13 protein-coding genes are annotated in these 13,996 nt (G+C 37.3%); 2 read left to right on the forward strand and 11 right to left on the reverse strand.

Annotated elements, in window-relative coordinates:
* Positions 1-371: 371 nt before the first annotated feature.
* Entirely contained in the window at positions 372-1,631 is a 1,260-nt protein-coding gene (locus KI343_RS17565) for a hypothetical protein (protein WP_212927724.1), read from the forward strand.
* 112 nt (positions 1,632-1,743) lie between these two features.
* Here KI343_RS17565 and KI343_RS17570 read toward each other — a convergent pair whose 3' ends face one another.
* The 7 genes from KI343_RS17570 to rlmN all read right to left on the reverse strand — a co-directional run bounded on the left by KI343_RS17570 (position 1,744) and on the right by rlmN (position 9,977).
* The gene (locus KI343_RS17570) at positions 1,744-2,787 is read right to left on the reverse strand and encodes a ribonucleotide-diphosphate reductase subunit beta (protein WP_212927725.1); all 1,044 of its coding nucleotides are present in this window, start codon (positions 2,785-2,787) and stop codon (positions 1,744-1,746) included.
* Complete coding sequence (locus KI343_RS17575) at positions 2,768-3,214, reverse strand: flavodoxin (RefSeq protein ID WP_212927726.1); 447 nt, start codon at positions 3,212-3,214, stop codon at positions 2,768-2,770. Before KI343_RS17575 ends, KI343_RS17570 begins: the two co-directional genes overlap by 20 nt.
* Positions 3,199-5,427, reverse strand: coding sequence for a ribonucleoside-diphosphate reductase subunit alpha (locus KI343_RS17580; RefSeq protein ID WP_212927727.1), 2,229 nt, complete (start codon positions 5,425-5,427; stop codon positions 3,199-3,201). The genes KI343_RS17575 and KI343_RS17580 overlap by 16 nt, the downstream gene beginning before the upstream one ends.
* A 764-nt stretch (positions 5,428-6,191) precedes the next feature.
* Positions 6,192-6,716 carry a hypothetical protein gene (locus KI343_RS17585; protein WP_212927728.1) on the reverse strand — a complete coding sequence of 175 codons (525 nt, stop codon included), beginning with the start codon at positions 6,714-6,716 and terminating at the stop codon, positions 6,192-6,194.
* Between the two features lie 9 nt (positions 6,717-6,725).
* Positions 6,726-7,892, reverse strand: coding sequence for a ParM/StbA family protein (locus KI343_RS17590; RefSeq protein ID WP_212927729.1), 1,167 nt, complete (start codon positions 7,890-7,892; stop codon positions 6,726-6,728).
* 420 nt (positions 7,893-8,312) lie between these two features.
* Entirely contained in the window at positions 8,313-8,792 is a 480-nt protein-coding gene (locus tag KI343_RS17595; RefSeq protein WP_374705450.1) for a GNAT family N-acetyltransferase, read from the reverse strand.
* 117 nt (positions 8,793-8,909) lie between these two features.
* Positions 8,910-9,977, reverse strand: coding sequence for a dual-specificity RNA methyltransferase RlmN (gene rlmN / locus KI343_RS17600; RefSeq protein WP_212927730.1), 1,068 nt, complete (start codon positions 9,975-9,977; stop codon positions 8,910-8,912).
* A 337-nt stretch (positions 9,978-10,314) separates the two neighbouring features.
* On the opposite strand from rlmN, the gene KI343_RS17605 reads away from it, so the two are divergent.
* A complete protein-coding gene (locus KI343_RS17605) occupies positions 10,315-11,334 on the forward strand; it encodes an LLM class flavin-dependent oxidoreductase (RefSeq protein WP_212927731.1) in 1,020 nt (339 codons plus the stop codon).
* Between the two features lie 91 nt (positions 11,335-11,425).
* Here the strand turns inward: KI343_RS17605 and KI343_RS17610 are convergent, their stop codons facing one another.
* From KI343_RS17610 to KI343_RS17625, 4 genes are all read right to left on the reverse strand, one after another.
* Complete coding sequence (locus KI343_RS17610) at positions 11,426-12,658, reverse strand: cytochrome P450 (protein ID WP_212927732.1); 1,233 nt, start codon at positions 12,656-12,658, stop codon at positions 11,426-11,428.
* Positions 12,659-12,767: 109 nt separating this feature from the next.
* Complete coding sequence (locus KI343_RS17615) at positions 12,768-13,205, reverse strand: Na+/H+ antiporter subunit G (protein ID WP_212927733.1); 438 nt, start codon at positions 13,203-13,205, stop codon at positions 12,768-12,770.
* Positions 13,183-13,467: a Na(+)/H(+) antiporter subunit F1 gene (locus tag KI343_RS17620; protein WP_212927734.1), complete on the reverse strand. Its 285-nt coding sequence runs from the start codon at positions 13,465-13,467 to the stop codon at positions 13,183-13,185. Before KI343_RS17620 ends, KI343_RS17615 begins: the two co-directional genes overlap by 23 nt.
* Complete coding sequence (locus KI343_RS17625; protein ID WP_212927735.1) at positions 13,467-13,949, reverse strand: Na+/H+ antiporter subunit E; 483 nt, start codon at positions 13,947-13,949, stop codon at positions 13,467-13,469. Before KI343_RS17625 ends, KI343_RS17620 begins: the two co-directional genes overlap by 1 nt.
* Between the last annotated feature and the right edge of the window lie 47 nt (positions 13,950-13,996).

Genomic DNA, 13,996 nt, shown 5'->3' on the forward strand with positions numbered 1-13,996 from the left:
TGGTTCATAGGCCAAGCCCCAACTATGAAAAAAAGTGTTGACCTTACCACGAAGGCTACCATGCCCACCACTCCATGTAAAACCGGCGCACTACCTGGGGATTTACACATACTTATTGACAGTACCGCGCTTTCTTCTTTTTCGGAGCGGAGTTGGGCTGGGGTGGAGCGCTTTTTCCTATCTTGGAACGGATTTAGCTTGAAGTGGAGCGCTTTTTCCTATTTTGGAGCGGTTCGGCCGGATTCGGAGCGGTTCTATCGGATGATAAGTTCCTTCATGCTCTATAATCCCCTTGTATAAATGGGTACAATAAATAGTGGTAACAATGTTATACTTTACTAAATGTTATCAGTAAGAAATGAGGTATAGGTATGCACCCTACTACAGAAGAAATGATCAAGAATACACGTGAACAATTCCAGCTGAATGATTTTTATTTAGAAAGCTTTGATTTAATCAAACAGGATGATGATCAAATTGCTTTGAGTATGAATTGGCTGCCAAATGGAGCAATCAAAGAAGGTGATTCAAATCCAGCAGGAGCCGTTGAAATTTCTGTGGATATTCATACTAAAATGCTAATAGATATGGTATTTGTGGATGAAAAGAATCTATTACCTGAAGAACTATTTCCACGTGTGGATAATTTAGAAGCTGTTATTGACTGGATTGAAGGCCAGACACAGCTAGAATATGGAAGACAATTTAAACTCGTGAAAGAGACCAAAGAAGCCATTGAATTTCATGCAGCTGTGGATAATATGAAGCTTTTCCCTGGAGGGGTCATCCGTATTCACTTTAATGAAGCGGGGATCTTATCAAGCTTTTTAGTCCATGGTGCATTTGCAGATGAATCTCAAATCCAATGGGAACCTTTTAATTTAGTGGATGAAGCAGTTCACCCTTTACTAACAGATCATTGTAAATTAATCGAAGTTCCAGATGAGTCTACAAATTCATGGAAACCTCTTTATGTTATATCCAGTTTCCTAATCCACAATCAAGATCCTAATTCTATCATTTATTTCGATGAAGTGGAGAATAATCTATCTTATACACCCTTAGATATTACTTTAACCTGGCAAGAACCTTTGACAGAACCATTTGAAAAAAAGGAACTTCATTTACAACGTACAGTCACAGAGGAGGAAGCTTTTCAAAATAAAACAGCTCCAATCGAAGCCAAGCCTTTTTCAAATGATAAAATAAATCAAATCGTAATAGAAATTACGAATATGATGCGGAGGGAATTCCCAAGCGATAGTGGTTTCTGGCGCTTAACTTCTGTTAAACAGGAGCAAGGGTATATATTAGCGAGTTTGGCCCCTGCAGCAGAGACAAGGAAAGTAGTTTATCCATCTTTAACCCTTTGGATCGATCCTGATACATTAGAGGTTAATAACTATATGGACACAAAACCTTTAGTAGAAGCATTTGACTTTTTCGAGGAAGCAGAGGCACCGAAAGTAGATACAGATACAGCAGCTAAACTCTTATACGAGCACATTGAATTAGAACCCGTATATGTCTACAATCAGCAAACAAAAATGTACCAATTATACGGTAAAGTAAACAGTGATATTTATGGTGTAGATGCCATAACCGGAGAATTATCCACAATCAACGAATAAAACTGTTTATAAGTATCTACTTTATCCACAGCACTCCAATGTCCGTTGACTGTTTTAGTTTTGGAAGGCATTAAAAAAGCTTTTACGTCCCAAACGTAAAAGCTTTTTTATCTTACAAATCGTCAAACCCATTCAAATCACTTGTTTTCGTATATTGACGTGATTTCTGTTCAAAGAAATCTGTTTTTGTCCCATCAAAATTATCCACATACGCACGAATCCATTTCATTGGATTTTCCACATGTTCCGGATAAATCTCTTCTAATCCCATCATACGCAGCATTTTATTGGCCCGATATTTGATATAACCATCAAGTTCGTCCATATCAATGCCATCAATGTCCGCAAGAACATAATGAGACCATTCTAATTCAAGATCAATGGAACTACGGAAATGATCGTAAATCCAATCGATAAATTCTTTATTATTATACTCTGGATTCTCCGCCAATGTTGCTCTAAATAACTCTGTTACAAAGCGTCCATGTTCCAGCTCATCACGGTTAATATAGCTGATCATGGTGGATGTTCCTACCATTTTATTTTGTCTGGCCAAATGATAAAAGAAAGCAAATCCAGAATAGAAAAACATTCCTTCTAATAGGGAAGTATATACTAAGGTTTTAAGGATATTTTCCAAAGTTGGATTTTCCACAAAGGCATTGTATTGCTCTGTAAGTTCTTCATTTCGCTTCATTAACAATTCATCTGTTCTTCCTAATTGGAAAGCTTCGTTCTGTTCATTCCAGGAAACAACAGAAGATAGCACATAAGAATAACTTTCATTGTGCACAGCTTCCTGTTGAGCAATAACCGCCATAATGGATTGAACAGAGGGATCTGTTGCATAAAGTGAAATTAACAACGCTGTTCTTGTTTGCGGTGCATCTAATGTGGATAGTAATCCAATTATTTTTAAATAAGCATCTTGCTCTTCTTTTGTTAATGTAGAAAATTGCTTGACATCACTGGACATATTCACTTCATCTGCTTGCCAGTAGTTTCCAACAAGACGTTTGTACATCTTATACCAATGTGGATAAGCAATATCATTCCAATTTAGTATTCCACTTGATTCACCGCCGAATAAACCTGTTGATTTATTTGGGAAACGCGGCTCTAACGTTTTTGCACGTTCAAGCGTTACTTTTTGCATTGTTTAACACTCCTTCTAGCCACTGGTCAATCTTTTTCTCCTGCGAACCACGTGGTGACTGTTCGATTTTAAGAGCTGGATAATTGCTCTTGTAAAAATGAGCTAACTTATCTGCAGCTTTGCAGAATAAATCATCCCCGCCAAATTGCGTATCTCCAGTTCCAAAAACAACCATATTTTCAGGTTTATAACCAACTTCCAAAACAAAATCTTTTACTTCATCAGGGGTAGCTCCCCTTTCCCAAGTAAATGTCCCTAAAAATATAAGATCGTAATACGCAAGGTCGTTGAGGACATCGATACCGATACGATGCCACTCAATCGTAAACCCTTCTCTATCTAAATAATCTCCAATATATGCGGCGACTTCTTCTGTATTCCCACTATAGCTTAGATAGGCAATGAGTATCCTCAACTTTGACACCACTCACACTCTTCCACATCATTTGATGTTGAACGTACGTAGTAAGTTGTCTTCAGTCCTTCCCTCCATGCCTGTAAGTGCAGATCTAGCAGTACAGATGCGCGAATTGTATTTGGTACATAGAAGTTAAATGATAAACTTTGGTCGATATGACGTTGACGCTTTGCATTTTGACTTACAGAGTAACGCTGATCGACGATATACGCAGAACGGCGGTATACATTGTACGTGTTATGATCTAATGCCGGTGCCGTTACAGGAATTTTAAAATCTTTCTTCTCCTCATAATAGAAAACTTGGAAGATAGGATCAATACTCGCTGTCGAACCTGCAATCATTGCAGTTGTAGAGTTTGGCGCAACAGCCATTAAATAACCGTTCCGGATACCGTTCTCTTTGACTTCTTCTTTTAATGCAGTCCATTTAGAGTCCGTATAGCCTTTTTGGTCAAAATAAACGCCTGTGCTCCATTTACTTCCTTCATAAACAGGGTAAGCACCTTTTTCTTTACTTAATTCCATACTGCTTTTAATCGTTAAATAAGCAATGTTTTCATAAAGTTCATCTGCATATTGAATAGCCTCTTCTGTTTCCCAGCTAATGCCTTTTAATGCTAGAAGGTGATGCCATCCAAATGTTCCTAAGCCGATTGCACGGTATTTTTGATTGGTAATAGATGCTTGCATAATCGGAAGCGTATTGATATCAATGACGTTATCTAACATACGAACCTGAATAGGAATAAGGCGTTCCAACACATCATTAGAAACAGCTCTTCCAAGATTAATAGAGCTTAAATTACAAACAACATAATCCCCAGCTTGGTATTTCCGTACAATTGTATTTTCATTTTCTAAGAACTCTTCCACAAAAGAAGTCGGTGACTGATTTTGTGTAATTTCTGTACATAAGTTAGAGCAATAAATAATGCCCTCATGTGAATTTGCATTTTGACGGTTAACTTCATCACGATAAAACATAAATGGTGTTCCGGATTCCAATTGTGAACGCATCAACCGTTTCATAATTTCAATGGCAGGAACTTTTTCTTTTGTTAACTCCTCATTGGCTACACACGCTTCATACTTCTTACGCCATGTGCCGTTACCTTTTTCTTCATCATAAAAGTCTTCTAAAGAAAAGCCCATTACTTGACGGACTTCATGCGGATCAAATAAGTACCAATCTCCACGCTGTTCAACCTGCTCCATAAAGTAATCCGGTAAACAGACTCCAGTAAAGATATCATGCGCACGCATGCGGTCGTCCCCATTATTAAGCTTTAAATCCAGGAACGATTCAATATCACGATGCCATATATCCAAATAAATTGCTATCGCGCCTTTACGTGTTCCCAGCTGGTCAACGCTGACTGCTGTATTATTTAATTGTTTAATCCATGGAACCACACCGCTCGACATACCTTTAAATCCCTTGATTGAGCTGCCTCTCGCACGAATTTTACCCATGTAAACGCCAATTCCGCCGCCGTTTTTAGAAAGCTTAGCAATATCAGTATTACTATCATAAATTGCCTGCAGACTGTCATCAACGGTATCAATAAAACAGCTTGAAAGTTGACCATGTGTCTTCCCTGCATTCGTTAATGTCGGTGTTGCTACCGTCATGTATAAATTACTTAAAGCCCAGTATGCTTCTTTAATATATTTTATACGTTTATTTTTTGGTTCATCTTGCATTAAATGCATGGCAATGACTAACCAGCGCTCTTGAGGAAGCTCAAATACACGTTTCTGATGATCCGTTGCTAAATATCGTGTTGCAATAGTGTAAATTCCTAAATAGTTAAATAGCCTATCTTTGTCCGGTAACACAAAGCTGCCAATGCGATCAATTTCTTCTTTTGTGTACTTTTCCAAGAAAGCTGTTGTATAGATACCTTTTTCTGTCAACATTTTAATAAGTTGATAAAAGGATCCATATTTTTCACTTTCATCATAACCGCGATTTGCAGCTGCTTCTTTATATAAGTTCTCCAAATAAATACGTGCGGCTGCATAAGTCCAGTCCGGATTTGCTTCATCTATATTTTCAAGAGCTGTCTGGACTAAGGTATCCGTAACTCTTTTGCTTGAAGCAACACCATGTGTTTGTTTTTCTACTTTTTCAAACCAAGAAGCAGCATCTACTTTCAGGCCTTCTGAGGCATTATTTATCTTTTCTTGAATTGAGGTTGGGTTAATAACAATGGTCATTTTGAAGCCTCCTGTAATCAATTTATATATTAGGTTAACAATTATTTTTAAATATTTATTAAATAAATATGTATTCTTCCAATCCGTTCCTTTAACTCTTCTTCCGTCCAAATAATAAGCGCCTTGCGAGGTGAAACTACTGATTTGTATTTTTCATTAAAAGCAATCCACTACGCATACTAGATATAGTAAATCGCCCCATGTCGAATACACTCAGTTGGAGGGTTAACCTTTATTTTTGGTAGGCTCCCCCATTCTCAGCAATTTTAATGCCAACCCCAGCAAGACACAATATATGGTATTAAGTGGTTAATTTCATTCCCACATCTTGTATTAAACACTATCATAGTTTATTTAACTACGCAATAATTTTATCCTAAGATAGTCTGTTTTAACTATTCTCTATTTCGAGCTTTTTTATCCTAAAACAACAGATTCCTAGATTAGCGACTCTAACATTATGCACGATATTTCTTGGGTGGGATAGCCTCACCAAAGAATAATTAATAAGTACTTCCTATCTAATATTTCATCTATTATTAGACTCAAGTTTTCATTATAGCTTAATTTAATAGAAATAAAAGCATTTAGAAACGGTTTTTAATACCAATTTTTTATCCACAAGTTGACCTGTGCATAAGCTGTGGATTGTTAAAAGTTGTTCCATGGATGTCCACAGATTTATCCCCAATTATGTATATTTACTTTAGTCTATATAAATAGGAAAAAGGCAGCTTCTATATACATTAGAAACTGCCTTTTTCCTATTTATTCATACTTGAAAAGAAATCGCTTAATGGATTTAACTCTTCTTCTTCTTCGTTATCTTCCTCAGAATCATGAATATTTAACTCGTCTATATTTAAATCATCCATATTCCAATTTTCTAAAGAGGATGCTTCCTCTTGTGTAGAGGCATAGCTTTGTTTTTCCTCGATATAGGAAAAGGCATTCTCCGTACTGCGATTCATGGAAGTTAATAATGCTGTCGCACGCATTGGATCAGTTAACAGTTCGTATAAAATCGTTCCGATCAATGCCTCAGAGTGTTCGTGTTTCAACCAGCTTTTTTGTTCCTTTGTCAGTGGTCTAGGAAGAGGAATTGTCACTGTTTCCCTTTCTTTCACACTCGTTTCATTCACACCTTTTAGGACAAAACTTGCTATTTTACTAGAGAAGTTTCTTCGTTCGGTTTCCTTCAATTGTTGTAATTGTTTTAGTAAGTATTCTGGGGTGTCTGAAGGAATTCGAAATGTGATTGTTTGTCCTCTTTCGATATTCTTTCCCATGGGATCACCTTACTTTGCTGTCTTTGTCTTCTCGACCTTCTCTGGTTTTTGATTCTTCTGTACAAAATCAGTGATTAATTTATAATACGCATTGGCCATCATCCAGATGCTCTCATTTTCATTCTCAAAGAATTCAATATTATAACCATCTAATTTATTGTTTAGAGCTTTGATATAATCCTTGAGAACTGCAGAACCACCGCCAACAAAATAGCAAATCTCTGTCTGTGAATTTTTACTCCATACATTGCGTAAATAGCGATATTCTTTCTTCGCAAGCTCTAATAGAATATGATCTGTAATATCATGTACGTTTGTACGGCTCCCTTTTACCATGATGTGATTACGGTCATTTTTTCTCGTGATAATATCCACGACATCTCGTCTGCTGTCAAGTTCCACACCGTGTTTAGACCTAATTTCTTCACGAATTTGTTCCAACGATTCCGAAACGCCAATATTAAAACCTTGAGCTTTATCGTCATCCACATTACGATTGCGAATAACCGCAATATCTGTGGATAACCCGCCAATATCTTGGATTAAAATTTGCTTGTTAATTAAATCCTTGTTGATAACTTTTAAATCATTATCCATGATTAAATTGACATATGCTGCAAATCCTTCTGGATAAACCTTCACTTCATCAAATTTAATATTTACTTTCTTTCCTTGATATTTTGGTGTGACTAAAAATTCTACTTGATGCACAGAACCCAGTAAACGAGAACGATATCCTACATCTTTTCCTTCTTTTACTTCTCTAAGCGGCAAGCCTGTTCCTAGTGTATAAGTAGCATCATAAACACCGTTTCTCTCCTTAAAGGCTTCACTTTCTACTGAATCTAATGCTAAAGAAGCAAGCAGCATCACTAATGTCTGGTCTTCTTCTGATTTGCTGCTGCCTGGATCTAATTCTTGAGAGTTGGTTGTTTTTGTAGCTAGATTTCCTACTCTATAAACAATGTTATTTTCAGATAGGGCAGGGGAATGAATTCGAATATGGATATTATCTAATACTTCCTTCGTATCCAGTTCTTCTATTCCAATTACCGGTCTATCTTTCAAATCCGGCGCTACCACATTGGGTATGTAATATTCATTTTCTAATTTTCCAAAATTAGCTTTTAACGCATCATTACCTACATCGATTGCTGCAATTCTTGAATTTGTCATTTACAAGCTCCTTTCAAAATGAAGAGTTTTTATATACGTCTATTAAATAATAGACACGGGATCATATGCACATTCTATAAAACTACCTTATAGAATGTTTTCAATATGAATAAAAACTATGTATCTAGCATAAACGTATTCTCTCGTTTCCACAAGCGTTTCGACAAAATGTTTACATGTTTATTTTCTTGTGTACATTTACCAACACTGCAATGCCAACGCCTACACGTTATTGTTTACAAGTTTACTTTATTGTTTACTTTTGTACACATTTATCGTTTACATGCACACATTTATAAAATCGATATTTTCTGCACCAATTTTCTCTTTTTATTTAAGTCCTCACCGCCAAAATCGATGCTAAAAAAATAATAAAAGAAGCAGGATTTTAGTCATTGTGCTAAAATCCCGCTTCTTTAGTTACTGTAAATCTTTTATATACCATCGATCCATTGCCGAGTGATTACTGCCCTCTAATGGAGCATCTAAACGTTCGAATCCATATTTTTCATATAATTTACTTGCTGCTTCAAGTTCATGCCTTGTTTCTAAATAACACCGCTTAAAATGCACAGAAGCATAGCTGAGAGCAGTTTTCATTAATTCATTAGCTAAACCCTTCCCAAGCGCTTTAGGAGCCAAATAAAGCTTCTGTAATTCACAAATTTCTTTTTCTTGATCATACATTCCTATCCCTATTCCGCCAACGACTTCACTATCTAATTCAATTACCCAATATTTATCTAAAGGGCGTGCTGTATAATGGGCAGTAAGGGCACTTAATTGTGGATCTGTATATGCCGTACCTTCTTGGTCTAAACCATGCGTTTCTAAAGAATGCTTGATAATAGACTCCATGATAACATCATCTTGTTCTTTTATTCCCCTAATTTTTATCATTGTCTCTCCCCTCCCCCTACCATATCAAAGCGATTCTTTCCTTCTATCCTCTAATTCCAAAAAGAAGCTTACTCTAGTGAGAAAGCTTCCATCCTTTATCTTACCTGTAAACGTGCATTAAACTGCTTTTGTCTTTTTAATTTGCTTACTGCGTAATTGACCGCATGCTGCGTCTATATCCGCACCATTTTCCCAACGAACACCACAATGGATTCCTTCCGCTTTTAACGTTTCATAGAAGGCTTGGATATTCTCAGAGCTGCTTCGGCGATATTCAATATGTTCATCTACCGTATTATACGGGATCAAGTTCACATAAGCTAAATGACGGTGATTTCCAATCAATTTAGCTAACTGACGCGCTTCTTCCTGATGATCATTGACGTCATGAAGCATAATATATTCGTACGTAATACGACGATTCTTTTTCTCTAAATAGTAATCTACAGCTTTCATCAATTTTTCAATTGGGAATGCGCGATTAATCTTCATGATTTTCGTACGCAGCTCATTATTCGGCGCATGTAAAGAAATAGCCAAGTTCACTTGAATTGGTTCATCCGCAAAGTCATACATTTTATGGGCTAATCCACTAGTTGAAACCGTAATGTGACGTGCACCGATATTCAAACCGCGGTCATCGTTAACAACATATAAAAAGTCCATCAAATTTTTGTAGTTATCTAATGGTTCACCGATTCCCATGACAACAATATGACTAACACGATCTTCCTCGCCCCGGTCATCCAAATGTTTTTGTACATTCATAATCTGTTCTACGATTTCACCGCTGGAAAGGTCCCGGTTCTTTCGTAATAGTCCGCTTGCGCAAAAAGAACAGCCAATATTACATCCAACTTGTGTCGTAACACAGACAGATAAGCCATAATTAAAACGCATAAGAACTGTCTCGATGATATTACCATCTGCCAGTTTAAATAGAAATTTAATTGTCCCATCTTTTGATTCTTGGCGGATTTCTTCTTCCATTGTATGTAGTACAAAGTTTTCCTTCAAAAGATCAATTGTTGCCTGATTGACATTATTCATATCTTCAAATCGATTGATTCGATTTTTATATAACCAATTCCACACTTGGTCTGCACGGAATCGTTTTTCACCATGTTCCATTAGCCACGATTTCAATTGTTCATATGTTAATCCGTAGATAGATGAATTACTCATCAATATACCCTCATTTCCATTTTTTCTACTTTCCCTATATTACTTGATTGAGACAAGGTTAGCAAATCGTATTTACATTCTTTTTATGAAACTTCCCAAGCGGATGCAAGTATGCCTATAATCAGCCGTTAGTTATTTACTGCCGTATGGTTTACTGATTTTTATAGTCCTAAACGTGAAAGTAAAATTTATTATATCCATTTATACCTGTACCTTATTTTACAGAAGAAGAACCTCTTATTACAAAACAATATATTCTTCATTAAACCGATAAGTTTAAACATTGGACTCGGTAGCAAGAAACCTTTATTATTTTCATTAAGTAAGGAGGGTTCTAATGGATATTCAACCATACAAAAGATTTCAAAATATACCTTTATCCGTTCTTGATCTCGCGCCAATCATTGAAGGTGGTGACGCTAGACAAGCTTTTCAAGAAAGTGTCCGCCTGGCGCAACATGTTGAAAAACTGGGATTTCACCGCTATTGGTTTGCAGAACACCATAATATGAAAGGAATTTCGAGCTCAGCTACCTCCCTGCTAATAGGGCATATCGCTGGACATACCAATTCCATTCGTGTAGGTTCTGGCGGCATTATGTTACCAAATCATGCTAGCCTCGTAATCGCTGAACAATTTGGTACTCTTGAGTCCCTTTACCCTGGTCGTATTGATTTAGGATTAGGCCGTGCGCCTGGCAGTGATCAGGCAACTGCATTTGCATTACGCCGTACGCTTCATGCCGGTCCAGAAGACTTCCCAATGCAAGTAAATGAATTACAGGACTATTTTTCAACCAATCCTGTTTCCCGTGTTAAAGCGATACCTGGGCAAGGACTGGATATTCCAATCTGGCTGCTTGGTTCCAGCGATTTCAGTGCACGCTTAGCAGCTGAAAAAGGGTTGCCATTTTCATTTGCCAGCCATTTTGCACCTGCATATACCGTTCCAGCACTAAATCTCTATCGCGACCGTTTCCAAGCCTCTGAAGCATTAGACAAGCCTTATGCGATGGTTGCTGTAAATGTCATCGCAGCTGATACAGATGAAGAGGCTGCTCGCTTAGCTACATCCCATCAGATGCAATTTTTAAATCTGCGTAAAGGCATAGAAACAAAACTACAGCCTCCTGTTGAGAGTATGGATGCTATCTGGTCACCAGCAGAAAAAGCTGCTGTACAAGAGTCCTTAAGCCCACGAACAACCATTATTGGAAATAAAGAAACTGTTCGTAAAGGATTAGAAGCATTCCGCAAAGAAACAGATGCAGATGAGATTATAATCACATCACAAATTTACGATATTAAAGCAAGACTGTACTCCTATTCTATTGTAGGCGAATTAATGAATGAATAGGTAATTATCGGGGTCCCAATTTGAAGAACGATTTCCTCTAGGGACCCCAAATATAATCTCCCTCTTAATTTCTCAGCTGTAAAATATCTTTTCAATAATTCTCCCTTTCCTGATAAAACTTCAGACGCAGACCGTTTTTTAGCCTTGCAGGAATCTCCGCACTTCGGGAGTCCGGAATCTGATCCGGTACAATCCAATCCGTTCGTAACAGATACGATAAATTCACTCTCATTAACTGTACTGTTACACTCTCTTTTACAGAACCAAGCTCTTTACCCACGCCTGCTTCGGAATCAGCTGCCTTTTCTAAAAATCGATCAGGTTGAAACAATTCTGGCTGAGTCCATCTGCACGGATGATGGTTCGTCCCATATATATCAAATAATACAGTCTCGTTTTTGGGAAAGAACATTTCTTTCCAGAAGAGATGCTGTTGTGTCTTCGCAGCCGAAAAAGGCACAATAGAATAAAAGCGGATAACTTCATAGATAAAACATTGGACATATTTCTCATCAACCTGAAGACGCGCTTTTAACTCCGGATTTTCAATAAGTGCTAATTGACTGTAGATAACCCATCTGCTAGAAGCTGCAAAAGTCCGGATAAGTAATAATAACGCATGAACCACTGTTTTAGTTGGTAAAATTTGATTTGATTTATCCTCATACCAAGCCAGCTTGTAAAGGATTTTATCTTCATCGATATGGATTCTGCCTGCCCTTAGCTGACGAACTATAAATACAAGCCACTTTTCTAAGTGGTTTCTGGCTTGATTCCTATTCCATTGATTGAATCCATACCTTGAAAACAATTGCACATATTGTTGAATATCCTTGGTACGTTGCTTAAGGTTATTTGCACGAATTGGAATGCCTAACCAGTTACAAATTGCAATCACCCACATCTCTTCCATTTCGGTTACAAAATGAATGGATGGTTCTATTTTCCAAGCTTCTATTCTTTCTTCCCAGCGTTGTCTGATAATCCATTCAAATTCTTTCAATTTTTCTGTATTTAATGCGTATTGCAGCCATTTATTCTCATGATAGGTATCCATATCAGCGAGATAAAACACGCCATTTTCTTCCGTTAGCGAGCTGGAAGATAGCTCTGGAATACTTTTTTCTCGTTGAAACATTGCCCTATCTTTAACGAAGTCTGCTGCTTCTTCTCCACGCACCATTACCAGCTTTCGCCCAAACATCCGAAATTGCATTACATCTGCATGATATTCATTCATTTGCTTCGAGAAGTAAGAATAGCCTTCTCTTAAAAAATCTATTGTATGGTCTATTCCTTTATCCTTTACAATCGGTTTTACCATTAATCTAACCCCCCAGTTACTTTCCTATCTTACCCGATTAGCCGGTCCTAAAAACCTATATAAATCTTAAAAACCACACAGCATCTTGAATATATAAACAAAGAGCACTCTAGTCTGAATGCTCTTTGTTCGGTTTCTTTTCATCTTCTATAATTACTTCGCCACTTTCACTACGCTCTTTTTTCGCCTCTTCTTGGACTTTATCCATAACTTCTTTGAGTTCATCTTCGACCGTTGTATCTGCCATTTTCACATTTGCCCGATAAGCCGCTCGTGTGATTACATGCCCCGCAACCGGTGCAGTCAGGAATACAAAGGCGATTCCGAGCAGCAGCCGAACACTATAAAAGCCTTGATTCGTAGCAAAATAAATAAATGCTCCGACAAGGGTTAACAGAACAGCAAGCGTCGAACTCTTTGTACCTGCATGAGATCGTGTAAAAACATCCGGCAGACGAATGATTCCTATCGCACTGATTAATGCCATAATCGATCCAACAAGCATAAATAAAGCAGCAATAAACTCAATCGTCGCGTCGATATTCAATAATAGTCCCCCTCTCAATATATTTCGAGAAGGCAATGGTACTAATAAAAGCTAAGACAGCCAAAATTAATATAACTTCTAAAAATGCTGTAGTTGTCAGTATCACCGATACGATTGCCATAGAAGATACAAGCATCACACCAATCATATCTAAAGCGACAATACGATCAGGCAGACTGGGACCAATGATAATTCGAAATACACTGATACAGATTGCTATTCCATAAATCGTTAAAGCGGTAACCAGCATTCCTTGAACCATTAGCGCGTCACCCCCATAATCGCTTTCTCAAAATTATCAATTGACTTTAACAACATCTCTTTGGACTCTTCCACATCCATCGCATGAATATAAAAAGCATCCCCTTCTTCTGTCACTTCTATCACAACAGAACCTGGAGTTAATGTTAATAAAAGTGCTAGAGCAGTTATTTCCCAATCTCCTTGGAGAACTGTCTCATATTTAAACAGCCCCGGCTTAATCGTAAGCTTTGGCTTTAAAATTTGTCCAACAACCAGCTTGGAAGATAAAATAAGCTCCCTTGTAAATATAAATATAAGCTTTATTAATGCAAAAAAGCGTGCTAAATAAAAACGTTCTCCGAAAAATCGGTGCATTAAAAAGACGATTCCGATTCCTACTAAATAACCTGCAACCAATGTTGTAAACTGTAATTCCGATTCATCACTGATCAACGTCCATAATACAGCAATAAAAACATTTAATAAAAACTGTGCTGGCATTCTGCATTCACCACCTTGTTTTTAGAGAAACCTAATTAAGAGTTGCC

Source organism: Oceanobacillus sp. J11TS1, from assembly GCF_018333215.1.
GTDB lineage: Bacteria > Bacillota > Bacilli > Bacillales > Amphibacillaceae > Oceanobacillus.